Source organism: Bradyrhizobium amphicarpaeae, from assembly GCF_002266435.3.
In the GTDB taxonomy this organism is placed as follows: Bacteria; Pseudomonadota; Alphaproteobacteria; order Rhizobiales; family Xanthobacteraceae; genus Bradyrhizobium; species Bradyrhizobium amphicarpaeae.
Window position 1 is genome coordinate 4,325,884 of sequence record NZ_CP029426.2, and the last position, 17,419, is coordinate 4,343,302.

Genomic DNA, 17,419 nt, shown 5'->3' on the forward strand with positions numbered 1-17,419 from the left:
TTCGAATTGTCGCGCGGCCCCATCGCGCGTGGCAAGGAGATTCATCATGCAGATCCAATCGAAGGCGTTGCCGCAGAGCTTTTCCCTGCGCCGCTCGCTTCAAAGCTTCACCGCGCCGAGCCGGAGCCGGACGGAAACGGCCCACCCGTTGCTGCTCGTCGCGGCCGTGGTGCTGCTGACCCTGTTCGCAATGGTGCAGGTCGACCTTCACAGCGCCCAGCTCCAGGCCATCGGGCTGCTCGGCCACGGCACCGGAATCGATCCCGTCTTCCTCAGCCCGTAACCCCCGTCGGGACGGCCCCGTCGCGGCCATGGCCGCGACGGGGCTGAACGTCGTCAGTCGTTCTCGTAGCCATAGACTTCCGGCAAGATGAAGATCGCAGCAAGCAATCCGATCAGCGGGAAGATCGCGACGAACAGCGTGGCGTTGGCCTGCCCGATCGCCGCAAACAACGACGGGAACAGGAAGATCGCCAGGAACGACGGCAGCTTCACGAACATGTAGGCGAAGCCGCTGGCGGTGCCGCGATATTGCGGCCGGGCCACCATGGTCGGGATCGTCATGCAGTTCGAGGCGTCCCAATAGTGGCCCCACAGCATGGCGGCGGCCGCGAACGGCAGCAGGACCTTGTTGTCGGTGTAGAGCGCGAAGGCTGCCACCAGCAGCGAGACCAGCACGATCGAGAAGCCCGCGATCGAGATGCCGCGATGGCCGATCTTCGGCGTCAGCAGCGGACCGACCCAGCCCGACACGGCCGCGAAGGCGAACAGCGCCATCGTCACCAGATTGATGCCGAGCACGCTCGACACGCCCACCATCACGAACAGCACGGGCAAATAGAATGCGAAGGTCGAGAACTCGCTGGCTTGCGCGAAGCAGGCGATCCAGCCGTAGATCGTGGCACGCCAGCGGATCGGATCCTTCCTGAGGTCGGCAAGGAACGCTCGGGTCGATACCTTCGGCACCGCCACGTCCTGGTCCGGCAACATGGCGAGATCGTCGTTGAACATCTCGCGCGCGACCTGCTTGGCCTCGCGGTAGCGGCCCTTCTGCACCAGCCAAACCGCCGTCTCCGGCACGTCGTGGCGCATGATCAGGATGATCAGCGCCGGCAGCGCGCCGAGGCCGAGCGTGACGCGCCACAGCGTCTCGTGATGGATGTCGAGCAGCAGGAAGATCACGATCACGCCGATCGTCAGCACCTCGCCGACGGCGAACATGAATTGCCAGCGGTTGCCCATGACCTCGCGTTCACCCTTGGCCATGGATTCCATGATGTAGGTGTAGCCGGTCGAGATGTCCGAACCGAGCGGAATGCCGAGCAGGAAGCGGATCACGACGAGCCAGAACACATTGGGCACGAAGGCCTGCGCCAGGGCCAGCACGATGAACATCACCATCGTCACCAGGAACATGACACGGCGGCCGATCTTGTCGGACAGCCAGCCCCCGAGCAGCGCGCCGATCAGGGCGCCGCCTTGCGTGCCGGCGGCGGCAAGGCCGAGCATCAGCGGATCGGGATTGTACTGCTCCTTGATGAAGATCAGCACGAAGGCGATCGAATAGAGATCCCAGGCTTCGACCAGGATCGAGGCCATCATCAGCCAGCCGACCTTGTTGCCCTTGGGACTGTAGTTCGTGATGAGGTAGCGGACCGCAGCTTCGCTCGCGGTCGGTTGTGGCATCGCCATCGTTGTCATGCTTGGTCCTCTCTTCAAAACTCTACGTGCCGAGCAGCGGCTCGATGCTGCAATCGAGCAGGCGCGGGTCGATCCCCGCTTCCATGCCGGTGAAGATCTCGCCCATGTAGTCGATCAGCCCATCGCTCGCCTTCACCGCGTCCTCGACGCGCCGGGAGGCCACCGCGGCGAGAATGGCCAGATGACGATCGATCGTGCCCGACAGGTCGGCCTGTCCCGGCATGAAGCGGTGGTGGATGTAGCCGATGCGCCGGTACAGCGTGTGCAGCGGCCGCAGCGTGTGCACCAGGAACGGCTCGCCGGCCGCTTCCAGCACCAGCGCGTCGATGCGGCGGTCGATGTGGTTGAATTCGTCGAGGGTCAGGCTGGCGCGGCGCTCGCGCAGGAGACGCTCGATATGCAGCGCCTGATTGCGATGCGAGAGGCTGGCGCGATCGGCCGCAAGGCGGATCACGAAACGCTCCATGTCGCGGCGCAAGGCGAGCAGCATGCGCTCCCGCGCAAGATCGATCGGCGCAATGTGCAGGCCGTGGCGCGGACGGATGATGATGAGCGTGTCGGCGGACAGACGATTGACGGCGTGATGCACCGGCGTGCGGCCGAAACCGGTGATCTGCTGCAACTCCAGCATCGTCATGAATTGTCCGGGCTTGAGTTCGCAATGAACGAGGAGCTCTTCGATCTTCTGATAAGCCAGCTCGAAGAAGTTGAGCCGGTTGCGCCGCGAGGGCTTGCCCTCGCCGTCGTCGTCGTTCCTCACCAACTCGAGCACGCGCTTGCGCTTTGCCATCTCGTTCTCTCCCGTCAGGTTCGCGCTCGTTGCTTGGTGGCGCCCTATTTGTCGCAGCCTTAAAACATGTTGTGATATATTACAAGCAGGCGTAAGACGTCCGCGCAAACTGCTGCATGCTGCAGTGCAAAATGAGACGTCAGGCGCGAGGCGCCTGTGATGGGAGGAGAATTGCCGTGAAGATCACATCGATCGAGACGCTGCGCACCGAGGAATTCTCCAACGTCATCTGGGTGCGCGTTCACACCGACACCGGCATGATCGGTCTCGGCGAGACCTTCTATGGCGCCGGCGCGGTCGAGGCGCAGATCCACGACACCTTTGCCGGCCGCCTGCTCGGCCGCAATCCCCTTCACATCGAAGCCATTCACCGCGACATACTGAACCTGCCGATGGCGCAGTCCTCCACCGGGGTCGAATATCGCGCGGCCTCCGCGATCGACATCGCGCTGTGGGATTTGTTCGGCAAGGTCTGCAATCAGCCGGTGCACCAGATGCTCGGCGGCCTCTGCCGCGACAAGCAGCGCATCTACAACACCTGCGCCGGCACGCAATATGTGCGCTCGACCAATATCAGCCCGGTCGCAAACTGGAATCTCGGTGCCAACAAGGGACCGTACGAGGATCTCGACGGCTTCATGAACCGCGCCGATGCACTCGCCGAAAGCCTGCTGGAGAGCGGCATCTCGGCGATGAAGATCTGGCCTTTCGATCCGGCGGCACAGGAAAACAAGGGCCTCTACATCACCGCCGCGCAGATGAAGCAGGCGATCGAGCCGTTCGAGAAGATCCGCAAGGCCGTCGGCGACAAGATGGAGATCATGGTGGAGCTCCACTCGCTGTGGAACCTGCCGACCGCCAAGCAGATCGCGCGCGCGCTCGAGCCCTACAAGCCGACCTGGTACGAAGACCCGATCCGCATGAACTCGCCGCAGGCGCTGGCCGAATACGCGCGTTCGACCGACGTCTGGGTCTGCGCCAGCGAGACGCTGGGTTCACGCTTCCCCTACAAGGACATGCTCGACCGCGACGCCATGCACGTGGTGATGGCGGATCTGTGCTGGACCGGCGGCCTCACCGAGGGGCGCAAGATCGCGGCGATGGCGGAGACCTATCACCGGCCCTTCGCGCCGCACGATTGCATCGGCCCGATCGGCTTCATCGCCGCCATCCACATGTCGTTCAGCCAGCCCAATACTTTGATCCAGGAATCGGTGCGCGCCTTCTACAAGGGCTGGTACAATGAGCTCGTCACCACGATGCCGACGATCAAGGACGGCTACGTCTATCCGATGGAGGGCCCTGGTCTCGGCGTCGACCTTCTGCCCGCGGTATTCGACCGCTCCGACTTGACCGTGCGCCGTTCCAACGTCTGAGGATTTCTTGAGATGAGCACCGCCTTGTTCGACCTGTCCGGCCGCACCGCCCTCGTGACCGGCTCCTCCCGCGGCCTCGGCCGCGCCATTGCCGAGGGCATGGCGAAGGCCGGCGCCAGGATCATCATCAACGGCGTCGACCCCAAGCGAGTCGAGCAGGCCGTCGCCGAGTTCCGTGCCGCCGGTCATCAGGCCGAAGGCGCAGCCTTCAACGTCACCGACGAGCCCGCGATCGTCGCCGCCTTCGAGCGCTTCGACCGCGAAGGGATCGAGGTCGACATTCTCGTCAACAATGCCGGCATCCAGCACCGCAAGCCGCTGGTCGAGTTCACCACCGACGAATGGCGCAAGGTGATCGAGACCGACCTCACCAGCGCCTTCGTGATCGGCCGCGAGGCCGGCAAGCGCATGATCCCGCGCAAGCACGGCAAGATCATCAATATCGGCTCGCTCGGCAGCGAGCTTGCGCGCCCCACCATCGCGCCCTACACGGCGGCAAAAGGCGGCATCAAGAACCTGACCCGCTCGATGGCGGTGGAATGGGCCCAGCACGGCATCCAGGCCAATGCGATCGGCCCCGGCTACATGCTCACCGACATGAACGAGGCGCTGGTCAACAACCCTGATTTCAACAATTGGCTGATGGGCCGCATCCCCTCCAAGCGCTGGGGCAAGCCGGACGAGCTGGTCGGCGCGGCGATCTTCCTGGCGTCGGCCGCCTCAGCTTACGTCAACGGCCAGATCATCTATGTCGATGGCGGCATGATCGCCGCGATGTGATCGCGAACAGGGAGCTAGCCATGCGCGCCGTCGTCATTCACGCCCCGAAAGATCTGCGGATCGACAATTATCCCGATCCGGCGCCCGGCCCGGGCGAGGTTCGCGTCAAGATCGCCAATGGCGGCATCTGCGGCTCCGATCTGCACTATTACCATCACGGCGGCTTCGGCGTGGTGCGCATCCAGCAGCCGATGGCGCTGGGGCACGAGATCGCCGGCGTGGTCGCCGCGATCGGTGATGGCGTCACCAGCGTGAAACCTGGCACGCGCGTCGCGGTCAATCCGAGCAGGCCGTGCGGCCAGTGCCTGCATTGCCAGGAAGGCATGCGCAACCAGTGCCTCGACATGCGCTTCCTCGGCAGCGCGATGCGCTTTCCCCATGTTCAAGGCGGTTTTCGCGAGTTCATCACGGTCGATGCCACGCAGGCCGTGCCGATCGCCGACAAGCTCTCGCTGGCGGAAGCTGCGGTCGCCGAACCGCTCGCGGTGTGCCTGCATGCCGGCAAGCAGGCCGGTCCCCTGCTCGGCAAGCGCGTGCTGATCACGGGCTGCGGTCCGATCGGCGCGCTGATGATTTTGGTCTCGCGCTTCGGCGGCGCGTCCGAGATCGTGGTGACTGACGTGGCCGACGCGCCGCTGGCCGTCGCGAGAAAGCTCGGCGCGACGCATGCCATCAACGTCGCCACCGATGCCAGCGCACTCGATCCCTGGCGCGCCGGCAAGGGCGTGTTCGACACGCTGTTCGAGGCCTCGGGTAACCAGGCAGCGCTCCGCGCCGCGCTCGACGTGCTCCGGCCCGGCGCGACGCTGGTGCAGCTCGGCCTCGGCGGCGAGATGACGCTGCCGATCAATTCCATCGTTGCCAAGGAATTGCAGCTGCGCGGCACCTTCCGCTTCGATCCCGAGTTCGAGCTGGCGGTGCGCCTGATGGGTGAAGGCCTGATCGACGTCAAGCCGCTGATCACGGCCACGATGCCGTTCGAGAACGCGATCGCCGCCTTCGAGCTCGCCAGCGATCGCGCGCAGTCGATGAAGGTGCAACTGACGTTCTGAGTTACTGCTGCTGCGTTGGCCCTTCGATCAGCCGGTCGCTGACCAGCCGCACGGCACCGCGCTTCCACGAATAGTCCGCGCCGAGGCGCAGGCCAGAGTCGCCGCGCGCCAGCACCGCGCCGGTTCTCGCGTCGCGGATCTGGAAGCCGAGCGTGTATTCGGTCCGGCTGACCCGCCGCACGACGCCGATCAGCGACTGGTCCGCGCCGAGCTGATGCGCGATCGCCGCTTCGCAGCCTCCGCAATCGCGTAACGCGTGCGCCTTCACCGCCGCGTCGCCCACGTTGTCGACATCGACGGTCCGGTAGCGGCCGGATTGGCTGAGCACCTCGCGCACGCTGCCGGTGACTTCGGCCAGATAGGATGCATCCGAGGCGGCCGAGGCACCCACCGAGGCGGCAGTGGCGTCCTCCAGCTCGAAATCGAACACCGCCAACGTGACCCGCGTGGGCGTCGCAAGCGCCGCCATGACCTCGCGCGAGACGAAGATCTCGGCGCGCTCCCAGGATTCGTCGTTGTCGCCGCGGAAGGTGTAGAGCTTGTCCATCACGAGCTTTCTAGTCCCGACGTCGATCACCGCGACCTTGGCCCACTGCACCAGCGTGCTCGTCTTCTGGATGCCGCCGATGACCTTGAACGCGGCGCCGTCCTTTGCCGACGGCACCAGCCGATAGCGGCCGCCCTCCCCGATGTCCCGCCTGAGCGCGGCCATGAAAGCCGATAGCCGCCGCTCATGGGCCGCGGTCTGGTTGGCCGGCTCGGCCGACGTATCGGTGTAGCTGAAATCGTCCATGGCAACGCCGATGGCCGCCTCGGCCGCAGCCGGCGAGCAGGACAGGACCACAAGGAGAACAGCCGAGAGAGCCAGCCGGAAGAGGAGCATGAGCAGTGCCTCGCGAGATCAAGCGGTGCGCAAATCTCGGCAGCAGCTCTCGGACTGGCAACGGCGAGCTTCCCGGCGAGCGCCGGGAAAATTTCACGCCAGTGCACTGCAGCGGAGCCTGACGCTTTCCGAGGCCGGCGTTCTGCCGTTTAATGCGCGGGCGACAAATCCGTTCGCGCAAGGCACCCCGATGTGGAACCGCCCGAGATTCGACCTCAAGGTCCGCTTGACGTTGCGCGTGGCCGCGATATCGGCCGCCTGCTTCGCCGCAATCTCCGCCTATTTCCTGATCACGGCCGATCGCGAGGCTCATGCGCGCATCGATAGCATCGCGGCGATCGTGGCGAAGTCGCTGGAGCTGCAACAGGGCAAGATCCAGTGGGCGGCGAGCCCGCGCGACTTTCCCAACCTCGATCCCGTCGCGGCCTATGTGATGACGCCCGGCCTGTGTCTGGCATTCCGTGGCCCGGGCGGCGAGATGCTGCAGCGGTTCTGCAGCGGTGCGCCTGCCCCGCCGAGCCCGTCGCCGCAGGTCTTCACGGCCTTCTATCGCAGCCTGTTCGATCCCGGCCGCGAAGCGGCACGGCCCGTGGTCGTGCGCGGCACCAGGCTCGGCGAGACCGTGGTCTCGGTCGATCCCGCGGTGCAGACGGCGGAGGCCTGGCACGAGGCCGGCCGGCTGATGATCGCGCTTGCGATCGCGCTGCCGCTGTTGTGCCTGCTGGTCTACGCCGCGCTGGCGCGCGCGCTGCGCCCGACCCGCCTGATCCGCACCGGCCTCGAACGGATCGCCGCCAACGACCTCTCCGCGCGGCTGCCGCCGTTCGATCTCGCCGAACTCTCCGCGATCAGCGACGGCTTCAACCATCTCGCCGAGAGCCTCGACAATGCGCTTTCCGAACGCAGCGAGCTGACTCGGAAGCTGATCGCGCTGCAAGATGACGAGCGCCGCCATCTGGCGCGCGAGCTGCACGACGAGTTCGGCCAGTCGCTCGCCGCCATCCGCGCGCTGGCCTCCTCCGCCCGCCAGACCGCGGTGCAGGACTGCCCCGCTTTGCTCTCCGAGTGCGACGGTATCGCGCGGACCGCGACCGGCATGATGGAGACGCTGCGCGGCACGCTGTTCCGGCTCCGGCCGCCCGACGTCGAGGAACTCGGGCTGGTTGCGAGCCTGGAAGGGCTCGTTGCGGGCTGGAACGGACGCAGTCGCGGCGAGACGCGCTTTTCGATCCAGTTCGACGGCGCGTTCGAGACTTTGCCCGCCGCGATCAGCGCGAACCTCTACCGCATCGTGCAGGAGGCGCTCACCAACGCCGCCAAGCATGCCGGCGCCACCAAGGTCGGCCTGCATTTGACGATGGCGGCCAACGAGATCGCGCTCGCCATCGACGACGACGGAAGGCCCGGCGATGCCGCCGGCAAATCCGGCATGGGCTTGCTCGGCATGCGCGAGCGCGTGGCGGCCCTGCGCGGCCGGATGAGCTTCGAGGTCGGCGCCAACGGCGGCGCGGCGCTGCGCGTCGTCATTCCGCTCACCACCGCCGACAGGCAAACGCTGGAGCATGCGGCATGAGCGCGGCCGAAGCCTCCATCCTGCTGGTCGACGACCATTCCGTGGTGCGCGAGGGCTATCGCTCGGTGCTCCAGAAACAGCCGGGCCTTCGCGTCATCGCCGAGGCCGCCGATGGCGCGGAAGCCTATCGTCTGTACAAATCAGAGACACCGGACCTCGTCATCATGGATCTGAGCATGCCCGGCATCGGCGGGATCGAGACCGTCAGACGGATCCGGCAGTGGGACAAGGGCGCGAGAATCCTGATCTTCACCATGCACCAGAATGCGGGCTTCGCCGTGCAGGCGATCCGCGCCGGCGCCAGGGGTTACGTCACCAAGACCAGCCCGCCGGAAACGCTGGTGCGGGCCGTGATGGACGTGCTCGCCGGCAAGATCGCCATCAGCCCCGACATCGACCATGAGCTGGCGCTGAGCCGGCTCGGCGGCGAAAGCTCGGCCGCCGACGTCCTCACCGCCCGCGAGTTCGAGGTGCTGCGGCTGCTGCTCGCCGAGAAGACCACCGACGAGATCGCGGAGACGCTGCATGTCAGCCCGAAGACGGTGGCGAACCTGCATTCCCTGATCAAGGACAAGCTCGGCGTCGGCTCCGACATCGAACTGGTCCGCCTTGCGCTGCGCCAGGGACTTTTGACGGAGCCCGATCTCGGCGAGGCCTGACCGCGCACCTGCCGTCAGGGCGCAAGATTCGTTCCGTCAGGCGCAAATGCCTCAACCATATCGCCGATCCTGAACGACATCATGTCACGGCCGACGAGCAGAGGTCCTTTGTAAGTCGCGCGTGTGCGCAGGATCAGCGGCTCTTCCGGAATGTCGGGCGCAGGCTTCACCGTACCGAATACGATGTGGGAGTAAACGGCGAGTTTCGGCCTCGCAGTCGCAAAGATCCGGCCGGCCTCCTCGGGCGAGGTGTGGTGCGCCTGAATGTCCTTGTAGACAGGATTTTTGACCAACAGCTCCGGCTCGATCACCGCGACCTCGTGGATCAGCAGATCGGCGCCTTCGGCCGCCTTCGCGATCCGCTCGTCATATTTGGTGTCGCCCGACAGCACGACCTTGTGGCCGCCATATTCGACGACGTAACCGAACGACGGCTTGATTTTCTCGCCGTGATTGACCTCGATCGCGGTGACCTTGACGCCGTTGCTGTCGTAGACGGTCCCGGCCTCGATATCCTTTGCGGCAAATGTGATCCCGACGGGATCGAGGTGCTCATCATCGATACGAATGCGGATGTCGTCCGCAAAAGCCTTCGTCAGGTTCTCCGTCATAGCAACGGTGCCCTTGGGCCCGTAGAGCTTCATCGGTCCTTTGCGGGACGCCCAGGGCGTGGCAAGCCAGCCGGTCAGCCACATGTCGGGAAGGCCAACGAGGTGGTCAGAATGCAGATGGGTGATGAAATTGGCAGTGATCGCGCCGAGCGGGATCTTCAGCTTGTAGAGCTGCATGGTCGAGCCGCGGCCGAGATCAAACAGCAGCTTCTCGCTCCCCGCCTCCACCAATGTCGACGCACTGAAGCTGGTCGGCCGCGGCGTCGGCACGCCGGTGCCGAGCAGCGTGACCTTCATCGGTTCGGCCAAAGCAGACATACTGAACGCGAGCAGCACGAGGCCTGCCCTCACGAGGGTTGCGAGCATATCTTTCCTTCCTTCGATGTCAGATCATTGCCGTGCGGCCGCGGATCATTCGCGCGCGATCACCTGGTCCAGCCACGCGCAGTTGAGCGGCGGCACGCGGGGATCGGCGACGCGGATGCCGCGGGCCGCCGCATCGAGCCGCATGTCGCGCAGGCGCTTGCGCTGCTCTTCCGGCATATGCAGCCGCTCGTGACCCCACAGCGACGGTCCATCGAACGTCTCGTGCGGTTGCCAGGTGTCGGGATCGATCACGCGCGCGCCCCAGCCATATTCGATGAAGAAGCCGGAGGGCGTGTTCACGTAGAACGAGGTCATGTGGTCGTTGGTGTGCCGGCCCAGCGTATAGGCGATACGGCCCTCGTCCAGCTGCGCGAGGTCGTAGCCTTGACCGACATCGTCGAGGCTGCCGAGCTCGACCATGAAGTGATGCATCGCCTTGCGTCCCGAGCCGACCATCGCAAAGGAGTGGTGGCGGCCGTTGACGTGGAAGAAATACAGCCCATAGGGCTTCAGTCCGAAATCCGAGACGTGGAAGCCGAGCACGTCGCGATAGAACGGCAACAGCAACTCGACATTCTCCACGTTGAGCACGACATGCCCCATGCCGAGCGCGCCGGTGCGGAAACCCGAGATCGGCCGGCCCGGGCTGAAGGGCTCGCTCGCAAGCTCCGGCTTGCAGAAGGCCTCGAGCCGGTTGCCGGCGGGGTCGGCAAACGCGATCAGCTCGGCGACATGGCGCTCGTCGGCGAGCGCGCGCGCGCAGCGCGTCACCTTGACGCCGTGGCTTTCGAGCCGGCCCGCCAATTGATCCAGCTCTGCCGTGGACGGCACCTCCCACCCCATCACCGCAAGGCCGGCGTCACTGCTGCCGTCGACGATCAGCCGCTGCTTGCGATCGTCCATGCGGAACGCGCGCATCTTGCCGCCGCGATCGACCTGCTGCATGCCGAGCAGCCCTGTCGCCATCCGGCCCCACTGATCGAGCTGCGACGAGTTGATCCCGATATAACCGAGTGCTGTGATTTCCATCGAATTCCTCCCGAAGGCATCGCGCGTGCCGCAATGCGGCGAACTTGATACCGGCCGCGCACGATTCTACGGTGGCGTTCCGCAATCGCTTCGCGTTCGCAACGATAATCGCGGGACCGTGCGCCACAAGGGAGGAAATGCGAAGTGTCCAAGGAGCGGACGGACAAGACTGCCCCCCGGCAGTCGGAAGGCGTCCGCGCCTTCAAGCGCGGACTCGACGTGCTGCGGGAGGTCAACCGCTCCGGCGGCATCCGTGCGGGCGACGTCGCCCGCACACTCGACCTGCCCCGCCCCACCGTCTACCGCCTGCTCGAGACGCTGGAGGAACTCGGCTATATCGCCCGCAGCGCCAGCGACGACCGATTTCGCGTCACCCGGCGCGCACTGAGTCTCGGCGACGGCTATGATCCCGGCGTGGTGATCTGCCAGGCGGCGGCGCCCTATCTTGCCGAACTCAGCAAGACCCTGGTCTGGCCGGTCGATCTCTCCACGTACGAGAACGCGGCGATGGTCGTGCAGGAGACCACGCATTCGCGCAGCCCGCTCTCGATCGACCGCGGCATGATCGGCAAGCGCCTGCCGATGCTGCGGACCTCCGCGGGCCGCGCCTATCTCGCCGCCTGTCCAGCCCATGAGCGCGAACTGATCCTCAATCATTTGCGCCGCATCGACGAGGCCGACGACCGCCCCTTTCTCGACCAAGCCCGCCTCGACCGCATGATCGCCGAGACGCAAGCGCGAGGTTACGCGATCCGCAGCGAGGGCGAGTACAATCCCAAGACTGCCTCGATCGCCGTGCCCATCGTGCGCAACGATGCCGTGTTCGGCTGCATCTCCATCATCTGGATCCGTTCGGCATTGGGAATCGAGGAGGCCACGGCGCTGTTCGCGGGCCAGCTTCAGGAGACGGCCGCCGCCATTCCGGCCGAGATCTAGGCGGCCGTCCGCTGGGCGGACACTTCGGCCGGCGGCGTTGATGCTGCGGCGCGGCTTGGGGGAGAGATGGGCCCCATGCAAGATAAATCCGTCCCTGAAGATTATGACGTCGTGATCGTCGGCCGTGGCCCGGTCGGGGCCACGCTCGCAAATTTGCTCGGCCTGTGCGGTCTACGCACGCTGGTGCTGGAGCGTGAAGCGCGGACCTACCATTTGCCGCGCGCGGTGCATTTCGACGACGAATGCATGCGCGTGTTCCAGACCATCGGTCTCGCAGAGGCAATCCTGCCGCAGACGATCCACAGCCCCGGCATGCTGTTTCTGGATGCCGACGGCAAGATGCTGCTGGACTGGTCGCGGCCGCAGACCCCGACGCCGATGGGCTGGAATCTCAGCTACCGCTTTCACCAGCCGGACCTGGAGGACGTGCTGATCGGCGGCCTTGCCCGCTTTGCCCACGTCACCTTGCAGAGCCGCTGCGACGTGTTCGCGCTCGACCAGGACGAGACCGGCGTGCGCGTCCGCTACGAAGATCTGTCCAACGGCAAGCTCAGCGAAGTTCGCGCCGGCTATGTCGTCGGCTGCGACGGCGCGCGGTCGCTGGTCCGCCGCTTCATCGGCTCCGGCATGGACGATCTCGGCTTCCACGAGCGCTGGCTGGTGATCGACGTGCTGCTCAAGCGCGCGCGCGAGGACCTCGGCGACTACAGCATCCAGCACTGCAACCCCGCCCGCCCCGCGACTTACGTGCGCGGTACAGGAACGCGGCGGCGCTGGGAGATCACGGTGCTGCCGCATGAGGATTCCCAGGACGTTGCCCAGCCGGCGAAGGTGTGGGAGCTGCTGTCGCATTGGGTCACGCCTGATGACGCCGCGCTGGAGCGCGCCGCGGTCTACACCTTTCATTCCGCGATCGCGCAAGCCTGGCGCGGCGGACGGCTGCTACTGGCCGGCGATTCGGCGCACCAGACCCCGCCCTTCCTCGGCCAGGGCATGTGCGCCGGCATCCGCGATGCTGCCAATCTCGCCTGGAAGCTGGCCGCAGTCATCCGCGACGGCGCCGCGCCCGATCTGCTCGACACCTACCAGAGCGAACGCCAGCCGCATGTGCGCGAGTTCATCGAACTCGCGATCCGGCTCGGCGGCATCATCAACACGAGGGCGATCGAGGCCGGCCTTGCCGTGGGCGAGGCCCGAGAAAACGCGCCGACGAAGCTGGAGGTCAAGAAGCCCCTGCTCGGCCCTGGGCTCGCACTCGGCGACTCGCCCCTGGCCGGCCATCTGGCGCCGCAATTCGACCTGAAGAACGGCCGCCGTAGCGACGACCAGGTCGGCTATGGCCATGTCCTCCTTGTCGAAAGCCCGGCCGCGCTCGCATCGCGCCTCCCGCTCTCACCGGCGGGACTCGAAATTCTGACCGCCGACGACGCCGAAGGCGTCGGGTCCTGGCTCCGCGAGCACGGCATCATCGCCGCGCTGGTTCGCCCCGACCGTTATGTCCGCGGCACTGCCCGCGACAACAGCGAGCTCGAGCGGCTCATCGCCGCCATCACGTCTTTAACCCAAGTTTCTTCAAACCAAGTGCCGTCCGCGGCCTGACCAAACACCAGGACATCCCATGAAGCTGCTCTCTTTCATCGCCGACGGCCGCGCCTCCTTCGGCGCCGTCAAGGACGACGGCGTCGTCGATCTCGGCGCGCGCATGGCGCCCTGCACCACGCTGCGGCAGTTGCTCGAAGCGGATCGCCTCGCCGAGGCGACGAAGCTGGTCGCATCCGCGGCGCCCGATCATCCGCTCGACAAGATCAGCTTCGCCCCCGTCATCCCCGATCCCGGCAAGATCATCTGCGTCGGCCTGAACTACCGCGACCACGTCGCGGAAACCGGACGTACCGTCACCGAGAAGCCGGCGCTGTTCGTGCGCTTTCCCTGCAGCCAGGTCGGCCATCTCCAGCCGATCGTGAAGCCTGAAGTAAGCGACGATTTCGACTATGAAGGCGAGCTCGCGCTGGTGATCGGCAAGCAAGGCCGGCACATCCCGGCTGGCCGCGCGCTCGACCACATCGCCGGCTATTCCTGCTACAACGAAGGCAGCATCCGCGACTGGCAGCGCCACACCAGCCAGTTCCTCTCCGGCAAGACCTTCGCGGAGAGCGGCAGCTTTGGCCCGTGGCTGGTGACGACGGACGAGATTCCGGATCCGTCGAAGCTCACCTTGCAGACCCGCCTGAACGGCGCCGTCGTGCAGGACACCACCACCGACCTCCTGATCACGGGTATCCCCGAGCTGATCGCCTACATCTCCACGATCTGCCCGCTCGTGCCCGGCGACGTCATCGTCACCGGTACCCCGGGCGGTGTCGGCGCCAAACGCACGCCGCCGCTGTGGATGCGCCCCGGCGACACCGTCGAGGTCGAGATCTCCGGCATCGGAACTCTGCGCAACAGGGTCGTCGCCGAACCGGCCTGACCAAATCCTCGAAACAATCAAGAACGACAAACGGGAAACACCATGGGCAAGCTCCGCACGACATCCACCACCCTGCTGGTCACGCTGGCGCTCGCAGCCGCGCCTGCACATGCCGAGATCAAGGGCGATGCCATCCGCATCGGCGTGCTCACCGACATGAACGGCGTGTTCGCGACCGCGATGGGCCCGGGCTCGGTCGAGGCGGCGCGGATGGCCGCGGAGGAGTTCGGCGGCAAGATCAACGGCAAGCCGATCGAGATCCTGCAGGCCGACCACCAGAACAAGCCGGATCTTGCGGCCTCGCTCGCCCGCAAATGGTTCAGCGAAGGTGTGCAGGCCATCGCCGACGGCGGCAGCTCCGGCGCCGCCCTCGCCGTGCAGGAGCTAGTGCGCGGCAACGGAAACATCTTCCTTGTCTCCGGCGCCGGCGCCAATCAATTGACCGACGAGGCGTGCGCGCCGACCAGCGTGCAATGGACCCAGGACGCCTATTCCACCGCGACCGCCGTGGTCTCCGGCATCATGCAGACCAGCAAGGAGCCGTGGTTCTTCATCACCGGAGACTATGCCTTCGGCCATTCGATCGAGGCGACCGCCCGCGCCCGCATCGGCGAGCTCGGCGGCAAGGTCGCCGGCAGCGTCAAGGCGCAGCTCGGCACGCCCGATTACTCATCGTTCCTGCTTCAGGCGCAGTCGTCGGGCGCGAAGATCCTCGCCATCAACGTCGCCGGCGACAACGCCACCGCGATCAAGCAGGCGGAGGAATTCGGCCTCGCCGACCAGGGCATCAAGATCGTGCCAATGTCGTTCCAGAACGTCGACATCGCGTCGGTCGGGTTGAAGGCGACGCGTGGCGATCTCATCCTCACCTCGTTCTTCGAGGACGTCTCGCCGGCCGCGCGAAAATTCTCCGACGCCTTCTATGCGCGCCGCAAGGCGATGCCCTCGCAGATCCAGGCCGGCGTCTATTCCGCCGTGCGCCATTATCTGCAGGCGATCAAGGACACCGATTCCGACGACAGCGCCGCCGTGATGGCGAAGATGAAAGCGACGCCGGTGTCGGATGCCTACACGCCCAACGGCCGCATCCGCGAGGACCAGCGCATGGTGCACGATCTCTATCTGGTGCAGGTCAAGACGCCCGAAGAGTCAAAAGGCCCCTGGGATTTCGTCAAGCTGGTGGCGACGATTCCGCCCGACCAGGCCTTCCGTCCGCTCGACCGCAGCAAGTGCGGTTTGGTTGGAAAGTAATCAGGCCAGATACTGCGCCACATAACCTTCCATCGCATAGAGCGCGCAGAGCGCCAGGCTCGACCACACCGCGGCGCTGAAATACAGGAACATCCAGGTCAGTTCGCCCTTCCAATGCGCGATGTCGTGGGTCACCACCCAGCGCGTCGAGACGTCGTGCAGGCCTTCGAGGAAGCCTAGAAACCTGTTGCCCTCGGCGTGCCCTGCCCGCCAGCGGCTGAGATACATGGGAACGTCGACGGTGACGAGGAAGGCGAGGAAGCAGGCGATGCCGACGATGCCCGACATCAGCGCCCAGCGCACCACGCCCTGGAATTCCGGCATCAGGCGGCACAGCGCGAGGCCCGCGAGGAAGAAGGTCACCGCCCACAGCGAGTTCTCGATCGCGTTGTAGAGGAAATTCGTCGTCACCACCGCGTACCAGGAGAAGCACTCCGCGATGATGATGATGGGCACGATCACGAGCGCGATGTTCACCGCGGTCTCCGCGCCCGTCATCTTGCCGAGCTGATGCAGGATGATGGCCCATTGCGCGACGAAGCAGAGCTCGGCCACGGTCGCGACGGTGCGGCCGACGACGACGCTCGACAGCCAGGTGTCGAACAGGCAGATGCGCTGCACGTCGGCGCGCGGCAGGAACGAGCGGAACGCGCAGCCGAACACATAGCCGGCGCACAGCAGCAACATCAGCCCGATGTCCGAGCCGCCACTGAGGCTGCCCGCAGGCGTCGGGTAGAATTCGCGGTACAGCATGAACCACACCAGGATGTTGGCGCCGCTCACGAGCGTGAGGGATCCCCACCACCACGCGAGGGGATTTGACCGCGCCTGCCACTGCAACATGAACCGCTCCGCAAAATTATCGATCTGACATGCCGTCGTAATAATCCTGTCACAGGAAGGCATGCAATCACGACAAAAATCTGTGTGTCCGGGCCGGCCGGCGCGTCCTTCGACGAAAATATTGACGCGATGCTTGTGTCCACATATCGGACAATTTATGCGTAATGGTCGAATCTATTGGACAGACCCGATTTCGCGGTCTGATATTCGGGAATGGCCCCGAGAGATCCATCCAGACCGCGACATCCGCCCGCCTCAGCCGCCGCAGTGCTGGCGGAAAGCGTCGATGACGCCGCCTTCGCCACGACGCTGGCGAAGGGGCTGGTCGTGCTCGAGGCGTTCAAGGCCGGCCGCACGCTGCTGGGCAATATGGAGCTGTCGACGCTGACGGGCATTCCGCGGCCGACGGTGGCGCGGCTGACCCACACGCTGGCCGAGCTCGGCTACCTCCGTTACGACGCCGAGCGCGCCAAGTACCGCGTCGCTGCGCGGGCGCTGCGGATCGCCCATCCCCTGCTCGCCGGGATGCAATTCCGACAGGTTGCGCGGCCCATGATGCAGGAGCTGGCGCTCAGCGTCCGCGGCACGGTCTCGATCGGCCTGCTCGACGCGACGTCGATGATCTATGTCGAGACCGCGCGCTCCGGCGATGTCGGACCGCACGCGCCCGACATCGGCATGCCGATCCCCGTGGTGATGACCGCCATGGGACGCGCTGCAGCTTCGACCTTGCCGCCGGCCGACGCAGACCGGCTCGAACGGAACATCGCCGCCGAAGACAGCGAGCTGTGGTCGGCGTTTCGCGACAAATACCGGGCCGGGATCGCGCAATGCAAAAGCCGCGGCTTCTGCACCTGCTGGGGCGAGTACATGGCCTCGATCCATGCCGTCGCCGCGCCGCTGTTTCACGCCGGCGAATCGCGGCAGTCATTCTCGATCAATTGCGGCATCCCCGCCTTCCGGCTGCAGCCGGGACAATTGGAGAGCGAGATCGGTCCGCGCATCGCGGCGCTCGCCGACAGCATCCGCGCCATCGTCGGACAGGCCGAGCTCGCGCCGCCGCGCAAAGCCAGGAAAATCACGGGCGGCAGGGCATAAG

At 65.7% G+C, this 17,419-nt stretch carries 17 protein-coding genes; 11 read left to right on the forward strand and 6 right to left on the reverse strand.

Annotation, left to right across the window (positions count from 1 at the left end):
- The first annotated feature begins 46 nt into the window (after positions 1-46).
- Positions 47-283 (forward strand): hypothetical protein, encoded by a 237-nt coding sequence (locus tag CIT40_RS20145; RefSeq protein ID WP_094891991.1) that lies wholly within the window; start codon positions 47-49, stop codon positions 281-283.
- Positions 284-336: 53 nt separating this feature from the next.
- Here the strand turns inward: CIT40_RS20145 and CIT40_RS20150 are convergent, their stop codons facing one another.
- Both CIT40_RS20150 and CIT40_RS20155 read right to left on the reverse strand, forming a co-directional pair.
- A complete protein-coding gene (locus CIT40_RS20150) occupies positions 337-1,701 on the reverse strand; it encodes an MFS transporter (protein WP_094891992.1) in 1,365 nt (454 codons plus the stop codon).
- 22 nt (positions 1,702-1,723) lie between these two features.
- Positions 1,724-2,491, reverse strand: a complete 768-nt coding sequence (locus CIT40_RS20155; protein WP_094891993.1) for a GntR family transcriptional regulator — start codon at positions 2,489-2,491, stop codon at positions 1,724-1,726.
- Between the two features lie 176 nt (positions 2,492-2,667).
- On the opposite strand from CIT40_RS20155, the gene CIT40_RS20160 reads away from it, so the two are divergent.
- The 3 genes from CIT40_RS20160 to CIT40_RS20170 are packed head-to-tail and all read left to right on the forward strand — an operon-like array spanning position 2,668 to position 5,699.
- The gene (locus tag CIT40_RS20160) at positions 2,668-3,867 is read left to right on the forward strand and encodes a mandelate racemase/muconate lactonizing enzyme family protein (protein ID WP_162307582.1); all 1,200 of its coding nucleotides are present in this window, start codon (positions 2,668-2,670) and stop codon (positions 3,865-3,867) included.
- A gap of 12 nt (positions 3,868-3,879) precedes the next feature.
- Complete coding sequence (locus CIT40_RS20165; protein ID WP_094891995.1) at positions 3,880-4,647, forward strand: SDR family oxidoreductase; 768 nt, start codon at positions 3,880-3,882, stop codon at positions 4,645-4,647.
- Positions 4,648-4,667: 20 nt separating this feature from the next.
- Positions 4,668-5,699: an L-idonate 5-dehydrogenase gene (locus CIT40_RS20170; RefSeq protein WP_094891996.1), complete on the forward strand. Its 1,032-nt coding sequence runs from the start codon at positions 4,668-4,670 to the stop codon at positions 5,697-5,699.
- A gap of 1 nt (position 5,700) precedes the next feature.
- Here CIT40_RS20170 and CIT40_RS20175 read toward each other — a convergent pair whose 3' ends face one another.
- The gene (locus CIT40_RS20175; RefSeq protein WP_094891997.1) at positions 5,701-6,582 is read right to left on the reverse strand and encodes a DUF3280 domain-containing protein; all 882 of its coding nucleotides are present in this window, start codon (positions 6,580-6,582) and stop codon (positions 5,701-5,703) included.
- Between the two features lie 190 nt (positions 6,583-6,772).
- Here CIT40_RS20175 and CIT40_RS20180 point away from each other — a divergent pair, with 190 nt between their 5' ends.
- On the forward strand, positions 6,773-8,155 hold the full coding sequence (locus CIT40_RS20180; protein ID WP_094891998.1) for a sensor histidine kinase: 1,383 nt from the start codon (positions 6,773-6,775) through the stop codon (positions 8,153-8,155).
- The gene (locus CIT40_RS20185) at positions 8,152-8,814 is read left to right on the forward strand and encodes a response regulator (protein ID WP_094891999.1); all 663 of its coding nucleotides are present in this window, start codon (positions 8,152-8,154) and stop codon (positions 8,812-8,814) included. The genes CIT40_RS20180 and CIT40_RS20185 overlap by 4 nt, the downstream gene beginning before the upstream one ends.
- A 14-nt stretch (positions 8,815-8,828) precedes the next feature.
- On the opposite strand, the gene CIT40_RS20190 is transcribed toward CIT40_RS20185, so the two are convergent.
- Together CIT40_RS20190 and CIT40_RS20195 are read right to left on the reverse strand one after the other, a co-directional pair.
- The gene (locus tag CIT40_RS20190; protein WP_094892000.1) at positions 8,829-9,791 is read right to left on the reverse strand and encodes an MBL fold metallo-hydrolase; all 963 of its coding nucleotides are present in this window, start codon (positions 9,789-9,791) and stop codon (positions 8,829-8,831) included.
- Positions 9,792-9,836: 45 nt separating this feature from the next.
- Complete coding sequence (locus CIT40_RS20195) at positions 9,837-10,820, reverse strand: VOC family protein (RefSeq protein ID WP_162307583.1); 984 nt, start codon at positions 10,818-10,820, stop codon at positions 9,837-9,839.
- 144 nt (positions 10,821-10,964) lie between these two features.
- On the opposite strand from CIT40_RS20195, the gene CIT40_RS20200 reads away from it, so the two are divergent.
- From CIT40_RS20200 to CIT40_RS20215, 4 genes are all read left to right on the forward strand, one after another.
- On the forward strand, positions 10,965-11,756 hold the full coding sequence (locus CIT40_RS20200) for a DNA-binding transcriptional regulator (RefSeq protein ID WP_094892001.1): 792 nt from the start codon (positions 10,965-10,967) through the stop codon (positions 11,754-11,756).
- Positions 11,757-11,831: 75 nt separating this feature from the next.
- Positions 11,832-13,355, forward strand: a complete 1,524-nt coding sequence (mhpA, locus tag CIT40_RS20205; RefSeq protein WP_094892002.1) for a bifunctional 3-(3-hydroxy-phenyl)propionate/3-hydroxycinnamic acid hydroxylase MhpA — start codon at positions 11,832-11,834, stop codon at positions 13,353-13,355.
- A 19-nt stretch (positions 13,356-13,374) separates the two neighbouring features.
- Positions 13,375-14,226, forward strand: a complete 852-nt coding sequence (locus tag CIT40_RS20210) for a fumarylacetoacetate hydrolase family protein (RefSeq protein ID WP_094892003.1) — start codon at positions 13,375-13,377, stop codon at positions 14,224-14,226.
- 42 nt (positions 14,227-14,268) lie between these two features.
- The gene (locus tag CIT40_RS20215; protein ID WP_094892004.1) at positions 14,269-15,477 is read left to right on the forward strand and encodes an ABC transporter substrate-binding protein; all 1,209 of its coding nucleotides are present in this window, start codon (positions 14,269-14,271) and stop codon (positions 15,475-15,477) included.
- Here the strand turns inward: CIT40_RS20215 and CIT40_RS20220 are convergent, their stop codons facing one another.
- Positions 15,478-16,320 carry a hypothetical protein gene (locus tag CIT40_RS20220; protein WP_094892005.1) on the reverse strand — a complete coding sequence of 281 codons (843 nt, stop codon included), beginning with the start codon at positions 16,318-16,320 and terminating at the stop codon, positions 15,478-15,480.
- Positions 16,321-16,533: 213 nt separating this feature from the next.
- Between CIT40_RS20220 and CIT40_RS20225 the strand changes: the two genes are divergently transcribed.
- A complete protein-coding gene (locus tag CIT40_RS20225) occupies positions 16,534-17,418 on the forward strand; it encodes an IclR family transcriptional regulator (RefSeq protein WP_094892006.1) in 885 nt (294 codons plus the stop codon).
- Position 17,419: the final 1 nt, after the last annotated feature.